Annotated in this window: 20 protein-coding genes; 13 read left to right on the top strand and 7 right to left on the bottom strand. The window is 63.3% G+C overall.

The features are described from left to right. Window positions 1–187: 187 nt before the first annotated feature. Window positions 188–1093 carry a LysR family transcriptional regulator gene (locus tag WF331_RS07300; protein WP_016500346.1) on the top strand — a complete coding sequence of 302 codons (906 nt, stop codon included), beginning with the start codon at window positions 188–190 and terminating at the stop codon, window positions 1091–1093. Between the two features lie 48 nt (window positions 1094–1141). On the opposite strand, the gene WF331_RS07305 is transcribed toward WF331_RS07300, so the two are convergent. Next, window positions 1142–1615, bottom strand: coding sequence for a YMGG-like glycine zipper-containing protein (locus tag WF331_RS07305; RefSeq protein ID WP_016500345.1), 474 nt, complete (start codon window positions 1613–1615; stop codon window positions 1142–1144). A 145-nt stretch (window positions 1616–1760) separates the two neighbouring features. On the opposite strand from WF331_RS07305, the gene WF331_RS07310 reads away from it, so the two are divergent. From WF331_RS07310 to WF331_RS07325, 4 genes are read left to right on the top strand one after another with little or no spacing between them, the layout of a single operon-like run. Beyond that, window positions 1761–2357 carry a paraquat-inducible protein A gene (locus tag WF331_RS07310; protein WP_049275408.1) on the top strand — a complete coding sequence of 199 codons (597 nt, stop codon included), beginning with the start codon at window positions 1761–1763 and terminating at the stop codon, window positions 2355–2357. Further along, window positions 2354–2983 carry a paraquat-inducible protein A gene (locus WF331_RS07315; protein WP_059395050.1) on the top strand — a complete coding sequence of 210 codons (630 nt, stop codon included), beginning with the start codon at window positions 2354–2356 and terminating at the stop codon, window positions 2981–2983. The genes WF331_RS07310 and WF331_RS07315 overlap by 4 nt, the downstream gene beginning before the upstream one ends. Continuing rightward, on the top strand, window positions 2983–4623 hold the full coding sequence (locus tag WF331_RS07320; protein ID WP_284398016.1) for a PqiB family protein: 1641 nt from the start codon (window positions 2983–2985) through the stop codon (window positions 4621–4623). The genes WF331_RS07315 and WF331_RS07320 overlap by 1 nt, the downstream gene beginning before the upstream one ends. An 11-nt stretch (window positions 4624–4634) precedes the next feature. Further along, window positions 4635–5171, top strand: a complete 537-nt coding sequence (locus WF331_RS07325; RefSeq protein WP_049275411.1) for a PqiC family protein — start codon at window positions 4635–4637, stop codon at window positions 5169–5171. An 18-nt stretch (window positions 5172–5189) separates the two neighbouring features. Here WF331_RS07325 and WF331_RS07330 read toward each other — a convergent pair whose 3' ends face one another. The 3 genes from WF331_RS07330 to WF331_RS07340 all read right to left on the bottom strand — a co-directional run bounded on the left by WF331_RS07330 (window position 5190) and on the right by WF331_RS07340 (window position 9346). Continuing rightward, complete coding sequence (locus WF331_RS07330) at window positions 5190–6704, bottom strand: MDR family MFS transporter (RefSeq protein ID WP_284398011.1); 1515 nt, start codon at window positions 6702–6704, stop codon at window positions 5190–5192. 10 nt (window positions 6705–6714) lie between these two features. Next, window positions 6715–7383: a TetR/AcrR family transcriptional regulator gene (locus WF331_RS07335; RefSeq protein ID WP_284362598.1), complete on the bottom strand. Its 669-nt coding sequence runs from the start codon at window positions 7381–7383 to the stop codon at window positions 6715–6717. Between the two features lie 208 nt (window positions 7384–7591). Beyond that, window positions 7592–9346 (bottom strand): phosphoethanolamine transferase CptA, encoded by a 1755-nt coding sequence (locus tag WF331_RS07340; RefSeq protein ID WP_016500342.1) that lies wholly within the window; start codon window positions 9344–9346, stop codon window positions 7592–7594. A gap of 203 nt (window positions 9347–9549) precedes the next feature. Here WF331_RS07340 and WF331_RS07345 point away from each other — a divergent pair, with 203 nt between their 5' ends. Continuing rightward, window positions 9550–9705: a DUF2986 domain-containing protein gene (locus tag WF331_RS07345; protein ID WP_016500341.1), complete on the top strand. Its 156-nt coding sequence runs from the start codon at window positions 9550–9552 to the stop codon at window positions 9703–9705. Window positions 9706–9840: 135 nt separating this feature from the next. On the opposite strand, the gene WF331_RS07350 is transcribed toward WF331_RS07345, so the two are convergent. Both WF331_RS07350 and WF331_RS07355 read right to left on the bottom strand, forming a co-directional pair. Then, window positions 9841–10215: a hypothetical protein gene (locus tag WF331_RS07350; protein WP_041167779.1), complete on the bottom strand. Its 375-nt coding sequence runs from the start codon at window positions 10213–10215 to the stop codon at window positions 9841–9843. Window positions 10216–10395: 180 nt separating this feature from the next. Further along, window positions 10396–10986, bottom strand: a complete 591-nt coding sequence (locus tag WF331_RS07355) for a biliverdin-producing heme oxygenase (RefSeq protein ID WP_016500339.1) — start codon at window positions 10984–10986, stop codon at window positions 10396–10398. Between the two features lie 119 nt (window positions 10987–11105). Here WF331_RS07355 and WF331_RS07360 point away from each other — a divergent pair, with 119 nt between their 5' ends. After that, entirely contained in the window at window positions 11106–11597 is a 492-nt protein-coding gene (locus WF331_RS07360) for a GNAT family N-acetyltransferase (RefSeq protein WP_016500338.1), read from the top strand. A 13-nt stretch (window positions 11598–11610) separates the two neighbouring features. Here the strand turns inward: WF331_RS07360 and WF331_RS07365 are convergent, their stop codons facing one another. Beyond that, complete coding sequence (locus WF331_RS07365) at window positions 11611–12519, bottom strand: LysR family transcriptional regulator (protein WP_016500337.1); 909 nt, start codon at window positions 12517–12519, stop codon at window positions 11611–11613. Between the two features lie 93 nt (window positions 12520–12612). Here WF331_RS07365 and WF331_RS07370 point away from each other — a divergent pair, with 93 nt between their 5' ends. From WF331_RS07370 to aroQ, 6 genes are read left to right on the top strand one after another with little or no spacing between them, the layout of a single operon-like run. Further along, window positions 12613–13560 (top strand): ketopantoate reductase family protein, encoded by a 948-nt coding sequence (locus WF331_RS07370; RefSeq protein WP_016500336.1) that lies wholly within the window; start codon window positions 12613–12615, stop codon window positions 13558–13560. Beyond that, the gene (locus WF331_RS07375) at window positions 13557–13955 is read left to right on the top strand and encodes a VOC family protein (protein WP_016500335.1); all 399 of its coding nucleotides are present in this window, start codon (window positions 13557–13559) and stop codon (window positions 13953–13955) included. Before WF331_RS07370 ends, WF331_RS07375 begins: the two co-directional genes overlap by 4 nt. After that, window positions 13952–14407, top strand: coding sequence for a MaoC family dehydratase (locus WF331_RS07380; RefSeq protein WP_016500334.1), 456 nt, complete (start codon window positions 13952–13954; stop codon window positions 14405–14407). The genes WF331_RS07375 and WF331_RS07380 overlap by 4 nt, the downstream gene beginning before the upstream one ends. Then, complete coding sequence (locus WF331_RS07385; protein ID WP_016500333.1) at window positions 14404–15636, top strand: CaiB/BaiF CoA transferase family protein; 1233 nt, start codon at window positions 14404–14406, stop codon at window positions 15634–15636. The genes WF331_RS07380 and WF331_RS07385 overlap by 4 nt, the downstream gene beginning before the upstream one ends. Next, a complete protein-coding gene (gene aroE / locus WF331_RS07390; RefSeq protein ID WP_016500332.1) occupies window positions 15633–16451 on the top strand; it encodes a shikimate dehydrogenase in 819 nt (272 codons plus the stop codon). The genes WF331_RS07385 and aroE overlap by 4 nt, the downstream gene beginning before the upstream one ends. Window positions 16452–16454: 3 nt before the next feature. Beyond that, on the top strand, window positions 16455–16892 hold the full coding sequence (gene aroQ / locus WF331_RS07395) for a type II 3-dehydroquinate dehydratase (RefSeq protein WP_049275419.1): 438 nt from the start codon (window positions 16455–16457) through the stop codon (window positions 16890–16892). The last annotated feature ends 76 nt before the right edge of the window (window positions 16893–16968 follow it).

Consider the following 16968-nt stretch of genomic DNA (forward strand, 5'->3'; position numbering starts at 1 on the left):
GGGTATCAGTAAAGACGTTCGGGAGTATTTGGCCAGCAGCTGTTCCCCGGCTCGGGCGATCGCTCTACAAAAAAACTGCTCAAGCCATAGGTAAATCCTTCATCACCCGGCCCCCGTCCGCCAGCCAGCGGGGTTAAAGTGTCAGGCATGATCCCTGCGCGCCCAAACCGGCGTCAAAGAGGTGCCCGTGGCTGCCTATACCCTGCGACAACTCAAGTACTTCGTCACCACCGTGGAGGCCGGTAGCGTTGCCGAAGCCTCTCGCCAGCTGTACATCGCCCAGCCGTCCATTTCCACGGCCATCAAGAGCCTGGAAGAAAGTTTCGGCGTGCAGCTGTTCATTCGCCACCATGCCCAGGGTGTGTCGTTGACGCCCAGCGGCAAGCGTTTCTACGCCAAGACCCGATCCCTGCTGCAGATGGCCCACGAGTTCGAGCAGAACGCCCTGGCTGACAACGACACCGTCGCCGGGCAGATCGACATCGGCTGTTTCGAAACCGTGGCACCGTTGTATCTGCCGCGCCTGATCGCCGCCTTCCGCCAGCGTTACCCAGGCGTGGATATCCGCCTGCGCGACGGCGAGCAGCAGGAGCTGATCCAGGGCCTGACGGCCGGAACGTTCGACCTGGCGTTTCTCTACGATCATGACCTGGACGGCACCATCGAAGCCGAGCCGCTGATGCCGCCGCAAAAACCTTACGTGCTGCTGCCAGAAAACCACCGCTTTGCCGGCCAGGCCCAGGTATCGCTGCGTGACCTGTGCCCGGAGCCGATGATCCTGCTGGACGTGGCTCCCAGCCGCACCTACTTCGTCAGCCTGTTCAACGAGATGGGTTTGACGCCGAACATCGTCTTCAGCTCACCGTCGATCGAGATGGTGCGGGGCATGGTCGGGCAGGGTTTCGGTTTTTCGCTGCTGGTGACCCGACCGCATTCGGAATACACCTACGACGGCCAGCGCCTGGCCCTGCTGGATATCGCCGAGCCGGTGGCGCTGTCGGGGCTGGCGGCGGCGTGGTTGAAGCGGGTGCAACTGACCAAGCCTGCACAGTTGTTTGTGGAGTTTTGCCGGGAAGAACTGGCGAAGTTCTGAGGCTGGCACGCCATGCTGCGCGATCCAGGAGCATGGCGTGCCCGCTGATCAAGGGTTGACCTGATAACCGCGCCCTTGCAGGCAACCGCTGTAGGCACTGGCATGGGCCTGGGTTTTGGCCTGGTCCTGGCTGCGCCGATCCTGTCGCCGGTCCTGACGCTGGCGCATGCCGCCTACCGCCGCACCGGCGGCGGCCGTTTCGCCGGCACGGTTCTGCCGGTATTGCTGTTTGGCATCGTCACTGGCCCGGTCATACAGCTCCTCGTGCTGGTTGCCGCGCACTTGCGCGCCCACGGCACCTGCGGCGGCGCCTGCTGCTGCCCCACGCACCCGGCCACCGACATGGGCTTCGCTGGACGTCGCGGTGCTGTTCGCGGCGTTGGTAGCGACGGTATTGCAATCGTTGATGTCCAGTTGCATCTGCTGGCTGCTCTGGCCCTTGAGCGGCACTACCGACTGCGCCTGGGCTGCGGATGCGGCACACAACAGCACAAGCAGGTAACTCCACGTGAACGTACGCATGGCACACCTCAACCGGGCAGAAAGCCCGTTTCACAGGATAGTCCGTCATCGGTTGGGGATGGCGGATTTGTCTGCATGGTCTACACCGGATAACAGAGTTTGCCATTGCATGTGACCCTCACGTCGGGCTAACCGTGGACACGCCATGACCCAGCCCCAGGATCTGATCATCTGTGAGTACTGCAACACGGTGTACCAGCGTGCACCTTTGCTCAAGCACCAACGCGCCCTGTGCCTGCGCTGTGGCGGCGTGCTGTACCGGCACACGTCACTGACCATCGAGCAGCGGCTGGCCTTGAGTGTGACCGGCGGCATCCTGCTGGTGTTCGCCAACGCCTACCCGGTGATGACCATCGGCATGCAGGGGCTTACCCATTCGGCGACGTTGTGGGATGCGGTGCAGATCCTCAGCCAAGGCAGCATCACCTTCATCGCCCTGGTCATGGCGCTGTCGATCATCTTTGCGCCGCTGCTGCAGATTGCCCTGTTGTGCTGGGTTTTGAGTTTTGCCCTGGCCGGCCAGCGAGCCCCAGGTTTTGCCCTGTGCATGCGCGGCCTGGAGAGCCTGCGGCCGTGGAGCATGCTGGAAGTGTGCCTGCTCGGGGCCATGGTGGCAGTGATCAAGCTGGCCGGGCTGCTTGATGTGATCCCCGGCATCGGCCTGCTGGCCCTGGCCGCGCTGAGCATGCTCATCATCCACATCGCCGGCAAGGACATTCGCGACCTATGGGTGCAGGTATGAATTACCCGGCCAACGCCGACGAGCTGGGCCTTTGTCTGTGCCATGGCTGCGGCCAGGCCTGCGACCTGAGCAGCGGCGCACACGCCTGCAACCGCTGCGGCGCCGCCATTCACCGGCGCAAGGCCAATGCCATCGCTCGTGGCTGGGCGTTTCTGCTGGCGGCGCTGGTGTTCTACATCCCGGCCAACCTGCTGCCGGTGATGCACACCGAAATGCTTGGCAGTGGCAGCGAAAGCACCATTGGTGGTGGTGTGCTGGAGTTCTGGGAGGCCGGCGCCTGGGACATCGCGCTGATCATCTTCATTGCCAGCGTGGGGGTGCCTGCCATCAAGTTCTTCTCGCTCGGCCTGCTGCTGTTCACCGCCCAGCACCGTTCCACCTGGGCCTGTCGTCAGCGTTCGCAACTGTACCGCTTTGTCGAGCTGATCGGGTACTGGTCGATGCTCGATGTCATGGTGGTGGCGCTGGTGGCGGCGCTGGTGCAACTGCGCGGGCTGGGCACCATCGAGCCGCGGGTAGGCATCCTGTTTTTTGGCATGGTGGTGGTGCTGACCATGTTGTCTGCGATGAGCTTCGATCCACGCCTGATCTGGGATAGCCATGCCAACGAGGGGAGGCCGCACTGATGGGGCAACAGACTGACGAGCGCGAGGGCGCAGGCCAGGTTGAGGTACGTACCCGACGCTGGAGTGTGTCGCTGGTGTGGATCGTGCCGATACTGGCAATGCTGATCGGCGCGTCACTGGTGGTGCGCAACTGGATGCAGCAGGGCCCGGTCATTGCCATTTCCTTCCACTCGGGAGAGGGGCTGGTGGCCGGCAAGACCCAGGTAAAGTACCGCAGCGTGGTGATTGGCGAAGTCACGACGGTGGACCTGGCCGATGACAATAAAAGCGTGGTCGCCAAGGTGCAGTTGTCCGACGATGCCCGCGCGTTCGCCACCCAGGGCGCGCGCTTCTGGGTTGTGCGCCCGCGCATCGGTGTGGGTGGGGTTTCCGGGGTGGATACGCTGCTGTCAGGCAGTTTCATCGGGGCCGATTCCGGCGAATCGAAAACCCCGGAAAAGTCCTTTGTCGGCCTGGAACTGCCGCCACCTGTTACCTTCGACGAAAAGGGCAAGCGCTTTTTCCTCACCGCCAGCGACCTTGGCTCGCTGGATGTCGGCTCGTCGATCTACTACCGCAAGATCCCGGTCGGTGAGGTGGTGTCGTTTGCCCTGCAAGACGATGGCAAGGGGGTGGAGATTGGCGTGTTCGTGCAGGCCCCCTACGACAGTTTCGTCACCGCTGATAGCCGCTTCTGGAATGCCAGTGGCGTCGACATGCAGATTGGCGCCAACGGCCTGAAGGTTGATACCGAATCACTGTCATCGATCCTGGTGGGCGGGTTGGCCTTTGGTTCGCCCGATTTTGCCCCGCAGGCCGAGCCTGCTGCCGATCAGGCCCGCTTTCAGCTGTTTGCCGACCGAGAGTCCGCCTTGGCCCCGCCCAATGGCCAGGCGCAATACCTGCAGCTACGCTTCGACCAGGCCATGCGTGGCCTGTCGGTGGGGGCGCCGGTGGAGTTCAAGGGCGTGGAGTTTGGCCGGGTCACCTCGATCAAGCTGGACTACGACGCCGAGCGGCAGTCCTTCCCGGTGGTGGTCGATGCGGTGATCTACCCGCAGCGCCTCGGGCCGGTGCACCGCAAGATGCTGGCAGTGTTCAAGCACACCGAGGGCGACATGGATGGGGCGCGGCAGCTGATCGGCACCTTCGTCGAGCACGGGCTGCGGGCGCAGGCGCGTAGCGGCAACCTCATAACCGGGCAGATGTTCATATCCCTGGACTTTTACCCGGGTGCTCCCAAGGTGGCCTTCGACATGGCCGCCAACCCCATCACCATCCCCACCTTGCCGGGCAGCCTGGAACAGTTGCAGGAGCAGCTGCAGCGGGTGGTCGAGCGCATAGCCAAGCTGCCGCTGGAAAGCATTGCCAGCAACCTCGATGGTAGCCTGCGTGAGCTGCGCGCCAGCCTCAAGCAGTTCAATGGCCAGACGTTGCCGGATGTGAAGGTGGCGCTGGACGAAGTGCACAAGACCCTGCGCACGGCCAATGCGGCCATTTCCGAGGACTCCCCGCAGCGCGAGCGCATGGGCGAAACACTGGATGAACTGGAGCGCATGTCGCGGTCGCTGCGCGACCTTGCCGACTACCTGGGCCGGCACCCCGAGTCGCTGATACGCGGGCGGCCGAAAGCGGCCGGGGCCGCAGAGCTTGAACCCTGAGGAGACAGCCGATGCAACGACTGCGCAATGTGTGTGTGGCCAGCCTGCTGGTGTGGCTCGGGGGCTGCAGCAGTACGCCGAACAACTACCACACGCTGGTGCCGAACGAGCCGATGCGTGACAGCGGGCAGCACATCCGGGTGACCCGGGTGGTCGTGCCGCCCCAGGTGGATCGCCCGCAACTGGTGGTGCGGCAAGGGCAGAGTGGCCTGGCCATTCTGGAGACGGAATGGTGGGGTGCCAACCTGGTGGATGAGTTTCGCAGCGCCTTGCAGGACCAGCTGGGTGGGCCGGCGGGTGACGCCAAGGCGGCAGTGCGGGTGGACGTACAACGCTTCGATACGGTGCCGGGGCGCTATGCCTCGCTGGAAACCGTGTGGCGCCTGAAACTGGTGGGGCAGGCTGAGCTGACCTGCCGCACCTCGGTGCAGACTGCCGCTGACAACAGCATCACCAGCCTGGTAAATGCGCACCAGGCCAACCTGCGCAAACTGGCCGAGGCAGTGCGGGGCAGTGCCGCTCGGGGTAGCTGCTTGCCATCTGCCTGAAGGCCTGTCGACCTGTGTTCACGCCTGCGTGGCCTTGCGCAGCGGCACCTCGCGCAGCAGCCAGGACAGTGCGAAAGCCACGCTGGTGATCACCCCGGCCAGCAGGAATACACCATGCATTGCCCCGGAAAACGCCTGCAGGTAACTGTGCTGCAGGGCCGTGGGCAGGGCATGCACGGCGGCCGGCGATAGGCTCGCGGCACCCCCGGCACTGGCGGCGAAGTCACTGCCCAGGCCGCCCAGCAAGCTGTGCGAGAACAAGGCGCCGAACAGCGACACACCGATGGCGCCGCCAATCGAGCGGAACAAGGTGGCCCCGGAGGTGGCCACGCCCATGTGGCGCAATTCGACGCTGTTCTGCACGGCCAGGATCAGCACCTGCATGACCATACCCAGGCCGGCCCCCAGCAAGCCCATGTACAGGTTCATCAGCGCCATGGGCGTGTCGAGCTGTAGCCGGCTGAGCAGGCCCAGGGCAATCACTTGCAGCAGGGTGCCGATGATCGGGAACACCCGGTAACGCCCCCAGCGGCTGATCAGCCGCCCGGTAACCGCCGACACCACCAGCAGGCCACCCATCAGTGGCAGCATCTGCAGCCCGGCACTGGTGGGCGTGGCGTTCTTCACCACCTGCATGTACAACGGCAGGAAGGTGACGGCGCCGAACAGCGACACCCCGACGATGAAACCGATCAGCCCGGCAAGCACGAAGGTCCGGTGACGGAACAGGTGCAGCGGCATGATTGGCTCGACGGCGCGGCGTTGTTCCAGGACGAAGCCGACCAGGCCGATCAAGGCGAACAGCGCAAGGCACAACACGTCCAGCGACTGCCACGCCAGCAGGCTGCCGCCGAGGCTGGTGATGAGCACCAGGGCAGCCAATGCCACGGTAAGGAAGAACGCGCCGATGTAGTCCACCGTATGCCGTACCAACGCCACGTGCGGGCGGAACACGCTGCCGATCACCAGCAGCGCCAGCAGGCCCAGGGGCAGGTTGATGTAGAAGATCCAGTGCCACGACAGCTGCTCGACCAGAAAACCGCCGATCAGCGGCCCTACAACGGTGGCCAGGCCGAACACGCCACCGAACAGGCCCTGGTATCGGCCACGTTCGGCAGGCGGGATGACATCACCGATGGCGGCCATCGCCACCACCATCAAGCCGCCACCACCCAGCCCTTGCAGGGTACGGAAGGCAATCAGCTGGGCCATGTCCTGTGCTGCGCCACACAGGGCCGAGCCCAGCAGGAACAGCACGATGGCCACCTGCAGCACACGCTTGCGGCCGAACTGGTCACCGAACTTGCCATACAGCGGTACCACTACCGTGGAGGCCAGCAGGTAAGCGGTGACCACCCACGACAGCCAGCGCAGCCCACCGAGGTCGCTGACGATGGTTGGCAGTGCGGTCGAGACGATGGTCTGGTCGAGGGCGGCCAGGAACATCACCAACATCAGCGCTGACAGCAGCAGTGGAATGGAGGTTTGCGCATCCGTTGCGGCGGGGGAGGTATCAGTGGATACAGGTTGCACAGTGCTTACCTCAGCTGGGGGGGGGGTTGGCCTGGGCATGCTGCTGGCCAGCGTCTTGCAGGCCAGCAAGGGCAAAGCGGTAAAGCTGCGCTGCAACGGCCTCGCCGGGCATCTGCAGAATCTCGTGCAGCGCCCCGGAGCCGCCGCGCGGGCCGATCAGCAGCATTGCCCACGGCGCTGTGACGCACAGGATGCAGCGGGTCAGGGCCGGTTCGTCGACGGGGATGGTGCTGACCTCGCTGAACAGCCCCTTGAGCAATGACAGGCGCAGTGGTGCGGCGGCCTGCAGATGCGCCTGGCCGTGAGGGCTGGGCGCGAGGATTTCTGCGGCCAGAACCCGCAAATGCCAGTTGTCCCGATCCTGGGTGGCCTTGTGCACCACCAGTTCCACCAGCACGCGCAGCTTTTCGGCTGGCGCGTGGTTGCCTTGAGTGATGCGCTGCAGGTCGCTGAGGTCGAGGAAGCGTTTGCGGGCCTCGTCAAGCACGGCCAGGTACAGGCCGTTGCGGCTGCCGAAGTGGTAGTTGATCGAGGCCAGGTCGACTTCGGCCTTGGCCGCAACGGCCTTGTTGCTGGTTTCGGCATAGCCGAGCGCGGCGAACAGTTCGCCGGCGGCTTCGAGGATGCGGGTGCGGGTGACGGCGCCGTCCTTGCGGGGTTCGCGGGGGGCTGCGGACATGTTGGGTACTCTGCAAACCAGGAATATGGGCAGAGCGTGGTCGAGTCTTAATTTAAAATCAATTTAAATTTAATTTATACGGCAAACGGCCTATCGCGATTCTTGCAGGAGCAGCCTTGTGCTGCGAAACGGCCGGTACAGGCCACACATCCGTATGCCTCCAATACCGGCCTGTTCGCAGCACAAGGCTGCTCCTACACGTGACGATCTACGGGTGATTACTGGCGGTTTCCTGCACCCGTTCGGGCTTGTCCAGCGGCAGGTGGTCGAACTCGCGCAAGCCATCCTTGCGGTACGGGTCGCCGATCCAGCGCGGTGCCACCACAAATTGCGGGCTCACCAGGCTCTTGACCGGCTCGAAGCGGTCATAGCTCAGCCCGGCCAGGTCGGACAGGGTATGGATCAGGTGCGAGCTGCTGTAAGGGCGGTTGGCCATGGCCTGCAAATCACGTGGGTGCTCGGCCTGCCAGCTGGGCGAGGTCCACAGCAGGAACGGGATGGTGTACATCGGCCGGGTCGGCGCGCCTTCGTTGCGCCCCAGGCGGTCGTGGTTGCCGGAGCTGTACACGTCTTCGCCATGGTCGGACAGGTACAGCAGGAAGCCATTGGGGCTGCCGGCCGAGTAACGCTTGATCAGGCTCGATACCACGTAGTCGTTGTAGCGCACCGCGTTGTCGTAGAAGTTGTAGGTTTCTACCTGGTCTGGCGTCAGCTCTTTCGGTACGCCCTGGCTGTCGGTGAAGTGCGCGTAGTCGTTCGGGTAGCGGAAGCGATAGTCCATGTGCGTGCCCAGCAGGTGGACGATGATGAACTTGTTCGGCGCAGGGTCTTGCAGGGCCTTCTCGAACGGTGCCAGCACCACGTCATCGTACTGGCTGGCGTTCTGGTTGCGCTGGTTGTTCAGGTATACCGGCGCGTCGGTCTGCTGCGAGAACGTGGTCAACATGGTGTTGCGCTTGGTCATGGTCTGCTGGTTGGTGATCCAGAAGGTCTTGTAGCCTGCCTGTTTCATCAGGTTGATCAGTGACGGGTCGGTGAGGAAGCGGTCCGGGTTCTGCTCGTTGCCAAAGGTGAGGATCTGCTGCATCACTTCGATGGTGTACGGGCGCGGCGATACCACGTCGCGGAACACCGTCAGGCCCTTGTCGCTGGCGGCCAGCGCGTCGAGGTTGGGCGTGGTGTCGCGGTTGTAGCCATACAGGTGCATGTGCTCGCGGGTGGTGGACTCGCCCAGCACCAGCACCAGCGTGCGTGGCGCCGTACCGCTGCTGTCACTCAGGTTTTGCAGGGGCGGCAACGCGGCGTTTTGCGCCAGTAACTTCTGCATGTTGTCCAGTTGCTGAAGGTATTGACGGTAGCCGACCAGCAGTTGCCAGGGCACTGCGGGCTCCATGCGCTGCTGCACTTTTTCGGCGGCATCGGCGAAGTTGCGCTCCTGCGTCACCATCTGCTTGTAGAACGGGTACACCAGGTTGGCGACCAGCAACAGGGCCACCACTGGCAGGCGGCTGCGCAGGGGCAGGCTGACCGGACGCACGCGCTTCCACAGCAGCACCGCCACCAGCGTGTACAGCAGCAGCGCCAGGCCCAGCCACACGCTGAAGTACTGGCTGAAGTACTCACCGGCTTCGGCGGTGTTGGACTCGAACATCACGAAGATGACGCTTTGCGAGAACTCCTGGCGATAAATGCCGAAGTAGCTCAAGCCCACCAGCGATGCCGCCCACAGCACCAGGCCGATGACGGCCGCCGTGGCGCGGGTGAAGCGGGGCAGCAGCAGCACCGGGGCCAGCCACAGGCTACTGAGGAAGAACGCATCGCGAAAACCGGCAAAGCCGGTAGTCCCGCTGAACAGCAGCAGCGCCTGGGTAACGCCGGAGAAGTACCAGAAGAACAGCAGCAGCCAGCCCAAGCCGGCCCAGTCCACGCGCGTATGCGCGGCGGGGGATGTAGTGTGTGACACGTATGCCTCGTCGTACCTTGGCGGCCAGCGGATGTGCCCGTGACCGGAAAGGGCGTGACGCTAATCTGCGGCGTGTGAAAATAACGTCAAGGTGGCGAGGAACAGGGGCCGGCGGGTAACCCAGCGCCATGTGACTGGCGCAATGCGCAGGCCGCACAGGTATGATGTGGTCAGCAAAACCGCACTGACAGGCCCTGTGGACTATGAACCGTCGTAAGAAGATCAAGCAGCTATTGGAGGCGCATGCCAAAAAGGCCAATGCCAAACTGGCGCCGCGCAAGCCCAAGTACATCTGCAAGGCTGACCGCTTGAAGATGGAGGCAGAGGCGTCGGGGGATACTCCTCAGCTGGCCGATTGAAACGGACCGAGCGGCCTTGTGTCACGATCGGGCCGCAGAGCGGCCCCTGCGATCTGTGCATCAATATTGAAATTGTGGGGCCGCTTTGCGGCCCGATCGCGACACAAGGCCGCTCCTACAGGGATCGTGTAGGCTTCAACGGCGGTAGTAACGATGCTCGTCATGGTGGCGCTGGTGCATGGCCCGCTCATGGCGGCGCTCCCAATCACGGCGCCGTTCCCAGTCACGCCGCCGCTCCCAGTCCCGCCGGGCTTGCTCGCGCCGCCACTGCTCACGGCGCCAGTCGCTTCTGTGGTCATGCCAGCGGTCGTCGTCGTGCGCCAGCAGCGTGGCCGGCTGTGTATCGGCCACACTGGCCACCCTCGACCACGGGCTGCCGGCAGGCTGCAACGGTGACTGAACAGCCGGTGCCGGCGCCACCGGTGCTTTCATTTGAGTTGCTGATGCCGTGCCCACCGCCGCGAACGAGAACAGGCCGAGCAGCACCAACCTTGCGACATGTATTTTCATGAGCGAAGCCAACCTCTGATAACAATTGAGCCATCTGGCCAGCAGGTGTGGGGCGAACCTTTTCTCGCGTGCCGCGACCTTTCTGTGCCTCCCACATAGACCGGTAAACGGGAAAAAGTTCGCTGCAGCAACAACTTGTAGAACTTTTGACGCCTGATTACCCCTGTCCAGACCCAATGCTCATCGGCCTGCGAATACTTCTCGCAGGTGTGCCCGATAACTGTCGAACGCAGCAATCGCCCCCGTCACAACTTCTGCTTCTTCCTCCTCGTCCAGCACCAGGCCATCAAGCCTGGCCACGAACTCGCGCCAGTGCAGTGCACGACCATCGGGGTGCGGCGCCAGGTGGCGGGCACCCTCATTGCCATTCAGGCCCAGGCGCTGGGTCTGCTTGAACAGGAACGCGGCACCCAGGTTGGAGCCTTCACTGCAATACAGCCACCCCAGGGCCTGGGCCGGGCTGGCACTGACCGGTTGGGGGGGCGTTGGCAGCGGCAGGCCCAGATCGAGCAGGTCTTCCTCGACTGCGGCAAAACGCGACAGCTCAACCAGCCCCGGCAGCCACCGGTTCAGCTGCTCGTCCTGATACAGCGCCAGCAGGCTGCCGTGAAAGCGGTGCTGTACCTGCAGGAAGTGGCCATAACGCTCACGGCTCTCGAAAGGTCGCGCCGCCATCACCAGTTCGTCGACTTTGTCATGGTCGCTGCTGCTGGCCGCTTTCAGGCGTTTGCAGCGTCCTGGCGCTGTGAGGGGGAGTGGGGCAGCGGTCATAGGCGTGTCCGTGAGCGAGTAGGCAATGCGCCAATGATGCGTGCCATCCCAGGTAGGCGGCAAGCACAACGCTACTGGTTTACCATGCTTGACGCTTTCACGTTTCCAAGGAGTCAGCCATGAATACCCCGCAGTTCCGCACCCCCACTGTTGCAGACGCCGAGCGCTGCTACGCCATTGAAATCGGCGCCTATGAAGGGGATGAAGCGGCCACGCTTGAGAAGATCCGCACCCGCATCGCGCAGTATCCGCAAGGCTTCCTGATCCTGGAAAACGCAGGTGAGATCGTTGGCTTCATCAATAGCGGTTGCGCCCACGAAGTCGTCATGTCTGATGAAGACTTCAAGGAATTGATCGGCCATGACCCGGCAGCACCGAACGTGGTGATCATGTCGGTGGTGGTGGACCCGGTGCACCAGGGCAAAGGTTACGCCAAGCGCTTGATGGACGAATTCATCGTCCGCATGAAGGCCTCGGGCAAGCAGACCATTCACCTGATGTGCAAGCAGCAGCATGTGGCGCTGTACCAGAAGATGGGGTATCAGTACGTGAAACCGTCGCCGTCGGATCATGGCGGCATGGCTTGGCATGAGATGGTCATGGCGCTGTAACCACACGAATACGTCAGGCCGGTCGACCGAACAGGCCGTGGATCACTTCCCTGAGCCAGCGGTTGCCGCTGTCCTGGTGGTAGCGCGCATGCCAGTGCTGTTTTACCGTGAAACCCTCTACCGCAAATGGGCAATCGTGTACCTGCAGGTCATGCATGTCGGCAAGGGTGTGGCCGATATGCCTTGGCAGAGTGGCGACCAGGTCGGTGCTGCCAACGATCATCCCCAGCCCCAGAAACCCTGGTAGCTCCAGCACGATCCGGCGCTCGATACCGGCCCGGGCCAGGCCGGCCTCCAGCAACTTCTGGCCGGTCCCCGCGCTGATCTGTACATGGCCCTCGGCGTGGTAACGGGCCACGTCCATGCCGTGTGCCAGGCGCGGGTGCTGGCGGTTGCTCAGGCACACCCAGTCCTGCTCGAACAATACCTGCTGGTACATCCCGCCACCCAGCCAGGGCACAAAGCCAATGGCCAGGTCGGCCTCGCCCGACTCCAGGGCACTTTCGCTATTGCCGTCGATGCGCGCTGCCTCCAGGCGAATGCCTGGGGCATGGTTGCGCAGGTGGTTGAGAATACTGGGTAGCAAGGTGATATGGCTGGCATCGCTGACACACAGGCGAAAGCGCCTCTGCGCGGTGGCAGGGGTGAACTGTGGTTCCCACGCCGTCAGCCGACGCAGTGATTCAAGCACTTCGCGACAAGGCCCGATCAACTGGTCGGCGCGCGGAGTTGGGGCCATACCACCTGGGGTGCGTACGAACAACGGGTCGTTCAGTTGCTGACGCAGGCGGGCTAGCCAGATGCTGACGGTTGGCTGGCTCTGGCCTAACTGTTCTGCAGCGCGGGTGACGCTGCGGCAGTGATAAAGCAGGTCGAACAGTTGCAGCAGCTTGGGTTCAGGCAGTACGTCGGCGGCACTCATTATTGTAAATCTCAATGGGCGTATTAAGGTCATTGTATAGCCCCAATGAGCTGCCCTGCATAAGGTAATCGCAAACCACTGGAGGTCTGCGATTTGAAAATCTGCATTCTGGGTGCCGGCGCCCTGGGCTGCGCGATTGGCGCGGCATTGAGCGAGGCAGGGCACCAAACCTGGCTGCTCAACCGTAGCCGCGAGCACGTCGAAGCCATCAACCTGCACGGTTTACAGGTGCAGGACGAACACGGTGAGCGGCAAGTGCGTGTCAATGCCACCACCGATGCCAACGACGTGGGCGTGACTGACCTGGTCGTGGTGCTGGTGAAGTCGTTCCACACCGCCGAAGCGATTGCCGGTGCCACGGCGCTGCTCGGCCCGCAAACGCTGGTGCTGTCGCTGCAGAACGGCCTGGGCCACGAGGACATTCTGGCCGAGGTGGTCGGGCCGCAGCGAGTACTGGCTGGCAAGACCTATGTGGGCGGTGTGCTGCTGGCACCGGGGTTGATCCGTGCTGGCGTGGCGGGCAAACACACATACATCGGCGAGCTGGACGGGCAACTGACACCCCGCGCGCAGGCCATCGCCGAAGCCTTCAACGCTGCCGGGCTGGCCACCACGGTCAGCGACAACATCCTCGGCACCATGTGGGACAAGCTGCTGGTCAATGTCGCTACCGGCGCGCTCAGCGGTATCACCATGCTCAGTTATGGCCAGCTCTACACCGAGCCTTTGCTGGAGCAAACGGCCAAGGCCGCCGTGGCCGAGGCCATCGCCGTGGCCCGCAGCGCCGGTATCCGCTTGAGCCTGAACAGTCCTGATGCCGCCTGGCATCTGGCTGCCGAAGGTCTGCCATCGAGTTTCCGTACCTCGATGCTGCAAAGCCTGGAAAAAGGCTCGGTCACCGAAATCGACTTCATCAACGGCTCCGTCGTGCGCTGGGGCCAGCGTCATGGCATCGCTACACCCGTCAACGCCACCTTGGTGGCCTGTATCAAGGGCATCGAGCGCGCGATGGCCGATCACCAGAAAAGGGACAACGCATGAGCCAGCCAAAAGCCTACCTCGAACACGTCGCCTTCTGGGTGCGTGACATCCAGTGGCACATCCGCTTTTTCAGTGAAGTGTGTGGCATGACCCTGCGCGAAGTGCAGGGCAGCATCGAGCAGCCCGCTCAGTACTGGACGCTGGGAGGCCTGCAATTCATCCATCAGCCCGATTTCGACGGCCCGGAAGGGCGCATGGCGCACCTGGGCATCATGTGCGAAGACCTGGAGGCGGCGCTGGCTGCGGCGCAGCGCTTCGGTGTCAGCGAAATGCCCCAGGGCCGCAACTGGTTGCGCCTGCCTGATGGCCTGGCAGTGGAATTCATCCAGGCGCTGCCCAGGGCCTGTGTCGCGCAGGCATTGGCGATTGACCCGCGTGCGGAGGTACAGGCATGAGCGTGATTGAAAAGTACTGGGACGATGCCCGCGAAGGCGATGAGTGCATCAGCCCGACCTACACCGTGACCCGCGAGCGTATCCTGGCCTACGCCGACCTGACCGGGGACCACACCCCGGTGCATGTGGACGAGGCCTACGCCAATGCCAGCCACTTTGGTTGCCTGGTCGCCCATGGCCTGTTCGGCCTTTCGATTGCAGATGGCTTGAAGACCCAGTGCGCCTACCGCTTCCTGCCGGGCATGTCGCTGGGTTGGACCTGGGACTTCGTGTTACCCATCAAGGTGAACGATGTGCTGCACGTGCGCATGCGCGTGGGTGCGATGCGCCCGAGCAACAGCCGCCCAGGCTGGGGCATCGTGGTGCTGCCATCGGAACTGATCAACCAGCATGGGCAGGTCGTGCAGCGTGGCGAGCACCGGTTGATGGTGCCGCGGAGGGTGCAGGCATGAGCCAGGCATTGCCATTGGCGGGTATCCGCGTCATCGATTACAGCCACTTCCTTGCCGGCCCTTATGTCGGACGTTGCCTGGCGGCGCTGGGCGCCGAAGTGATCAAGGTCGAACGACCGGGTAGCGGCGATGCCGGCCGCCAGCACGCGTTTACCCTGGACGATCAGCAGAGTGGCTACTTCCTGCAATTGAACATGGGCAAGCAGGGGGTCAGCGTGAACATGAAGGACCCGCGCGGCAAAGCCTTCATGCAGCGCCTTGCCGACTCGGCCGATGTGTTCATCGAGAACTACCGGCCCGGCGCGCTGGACAAGCTGGGGTTGGGCCATGCCGAGCTGTCGGCGCGTAATCCGCGCCTGGTGTATTGCTCGATTTCCGCCTACGGCCACACCGGCCCGGATGCCCATCGCGCCGGCTTCGGGCTTATTGCCGAAGCCAAGAGCGGGATCATGCAGATGGTCGGCGTGCCGGGTGAAGCGCCGCCACTGCTGCGCATTTCGCTGGGCGACATGTACACCGGCATCCACGCTGTCGCGGCTATCAACGCGGCGTTGCTGGGGCGGGTGAGCAGTGGTCGCGGCCAGCACATCGACATGGCCCTGTACGACACGCTGGTGTCGATGCATGAATACGCCGTGCAGTGCTACACGCTGTCCGACGGCACCGTGCTGCCCGAGCAGACCGGCCATGACATGCCCACGTCCACCTTGTATGGCGTATTCCGCGCCGCGGATGGCGACCTGGTGATTGCTGCCCAGGTCGATGATGCCTGGCAGCGTTTTGCAGCCATGCTCGAAGCCAACGGCGGCCCTGCAGGTTTTGGCAACGACAGCCGTTACCACAGCCTCAACGGCCGCAATGCCCACCGCGAGGCGATTCTGGCAGTGGTCCGTGATTGGGTGGGCGCGCGTTCGGTGGCTGACATCCTCGCCCTGCTCGACGCCATCGATATCCCCAGTGCCAAGGTCCAGCGCATCGACGAGGTGCTGGCCGACCCGCAAATCCAGGCGCGCAATATGGTCATCGAGCAGCAGCACCCGCGTTATGGCACCTTGCGCCTGCCCAACCTGCCGTTTCGCTTTTCCGACTGTGACACCACGATCCACCAAGTGGCCCCGGACCTCGGCCAGCACAATGCCGAAGTGGCCGCGGCGCTTGGCTTCAGCCCTGAAGAAATCACCGCCATGCAGGCAGACGGTGTGCTGTTTACCCACGGAGATGCACGATGAGCGACCGTTACGCAGTGATCGGCCGGCCGATCAACCATACCAAGTCACCGCTGATTCATGGCCTGTTCGCCCAGGCCAGCGGCCAGCACCTGGACTATGGAGCCATCGAGGGCTCGTTGGAAGGCTTCGAGGCCCAGGTGCTGCAATTTCGCGGTGACGGCGGGCTGGGCATGAACATCACTGCGCCGTTCAAGCTGCGCGCCTTCGAGTTGGCTGACCGGCGCAGTGAGCGTGCGCAATTGGCCCGTGCTGCCAACGCACTCAAGTTCGAAGATGGCTGCATCGTGGCCGAAAACTTCGATGGTATCGGGTTGCTGCGCGACATCGAAGACAACCTCGGTGAACCGCTGCGCAACCGCCGCGTGTTGGTGCTCGGTGCCGGGGGTGCAGTACGTGGGTCACTGTTGCCCTTTCTGCAGGCGGGGCCCAGCGAGCTGGTGATTGCCAACCGCGACATGAGCAAAGCCCTTGCGTTGCGCAACGAACTGGATCACCCGAGGTTGCGTATCAGCCGATACGAAGCGCTGCAAGGGCAAACCTTCGACATTGTGGTCAACGCCACTTCCGCCAGCCTGGTCGGGGAACTGCCGCCGTTACCTGGCGCGGTACTGGGCGAGACGCGGCTGGCCTATGAGCTGGCGTATGGCAAAGGCCTCACGCCGTTCCTGCACCTGGCGCGGGAGGCCGGTGTGGCACGCGTTGCTGATGGCGTGGGCATGCTGGTCGAACAGGCCGCAGAGGCGTTTGCCTGGTGGCGAGGGATACGGCCCGAAACCCGTGCTGTGATCGATCGCCTGACGATCCCGCTGGAGTAAGCCATGGCCGCCAATGTCCTGATGCTGCACGGCATCAACCACAACATGTTCGGCAAGCGCGACCCGCGCCAATACGGCTCCGCGACCCTGGCCGACATTGATCAGGCCTTGAAGGCGCTGGGAGAAGAGCTGGGGGCGAGGGTCGAGAGCTTCCAGACCAACTTCGAAGGTGCCCTGTGCGAACGTATCCATCAGGCCGTTGAGGACCGGGTGGATGCGGTGCTGATCAATGCCGGGGCGTGGACCCATTACAGCTATGGCATTCGTGACGCATTGGCCATTCTCGAAGCGCCGGTGGTTGAAGTACATATGTCCAACATCCATGCTAGGGAGCCGTTCCGACATCATTCGGTATTTGCCGAAGTGGTGCGCGGGCAGATCTGCGGGTTTGGCGTCGAGACTTACCTGCTCGCATTGCGTGCGGCCATGCGCATGCTCTAAGCCCTGACACCGACCTCTGTGGGAGCGGGCGAGCCCGCGAACACCGGCAAAGCCGGTGCCATGCAACGTGGTGGCT

The organism is Pseudomonas sp. YNh (assembly GCF_037993085.1).
Lineage (GTDB): Bacteria > Pseudomonadota > Gammaproteobacteria > Pseudomonadales > Pseudomonadaceae > Aquipseudomonas > Aquipseudomonas putida.

What these genes read in the sequence shown, in the direction of transcription:
- WF331_RS07315 (WP_059395050.1), top strand. Translation starts at nt 2,354, where the DNA reads ATGAATTACCCGGCCAACGCCGACGAGCTGGGCCTTTGTCTGTGCCAT.
- WF331_RS07305 (WP_016500345.1), bottom strand. Translation starts at nt 1,615, where the DNA reads ATGCGTACGTTCACGTGGAGTTACCTGCTTGTGCTGTTGTGTGCCGCA.
- WF331_RS07350 (WP_041167779.1), bottom strand. Translation starts at nt 10,215, where the DNA reads ATGAAAATACATGTCGCAAGGTTGGTGCTGCTCGGCCTGTTCTCGTTC.
- WF331_RS07385 (WP_016500333.1), top strand. Translation starts at nt 14,404, where the DNA reads ATGAGCCAGGCATTGCCATTGGCGGGTATCCGCGTCATCGATTACAGC.
- WF331_RS07355 (WP_016500339.1), bottom strand. Translation starts at nt 10,986, where the DNA reads ATGACCGCTGCCCCACTCCCCCTCACAGCGCCAGGACGCTGCAAACGC.
- WF331_RS07310 (WP_049275408.1), top strand. Translation starts at nt 1,761, where the DNA reads ATGACCCAGCCCCAGGATCTGATCATCTGTGAGTACTGCAACACGGTG.
- WF331_RS07345 (WP_016500341.1), top strand. Translation starts at nt 9,550, where the DNA reads ATGAACCGTCGTAAGAAGATCAAGCAGCTATTGGAGGCGCATGCCAAA.
- WF331_RS07360 (WP_016500338.1), top strand. Translation starts at nt 11,106, where the DNA reads ATGAATACCCCGCAGTTCCGCACCCCCACTGTTGCAGACGCCGAGCGC.
- WF331_RS07380 (WP_016500334.1), top strand. Translation starts at nt 13,952, where the DNA reads ATGAGCGTGATTGAAAAGTACTGGGACGATGCCCGCGAAGGCGATGAG.
- WF331_RS07375 (WP_016500335.1), top strand. Translation starts at nt 13,557, where the DNA reads ATGAGCCAGCCAAAAGCCTACCTCGAACACGTCGCCTTCTGGGTGCGT.
- aroE (WP_016500332.1), top strand. Translation starts at nt 15,633, where the DNA reads ATGAGCGACCGTTACGCAGTGATCGGCCGGCCGATCAACCATACCAAG.
- WF331_RS07365 (WP_016500337.1), bottom strand. Translation starts at nt 12,519, where the DNA reads ATGAGTGCCGCCGACGTACTGCCTGAACCCAAGCTGCTGCAACTGTTC.
- WF331_RS07325 (WP_049275411.1), top strand. Translation starts at nt 4,635, where the DNA reads ATGCAACGACTGCGCAATGTGTGTGTGGCCAGCCTGCTGGTGTGGCTC.
- WF331_RS07320 (WP_284398016.1), top strand. Translation starts at nt 2,983, where the DNA reads ATGGGGCAACAGACTGACGAGCGCGAGGGCGCAGGCCAGGTTGAGGTA.
- aroQ (WP_049275419.1), top strand. Translation starts at nt 16,455, where the DNA reads ATGGCCGCCAATGTCCTGATGCTGCACGGCATCAACCACAACATGTTC.
- WF331_RS07335 (WP_284362598.1), bottom strand. Translation starts at nt 7,383, where the DNA reads ATGTCCGCAGCCCCCCGCGAACCCCGCAAGGACGGCGCCGTCACCCGC.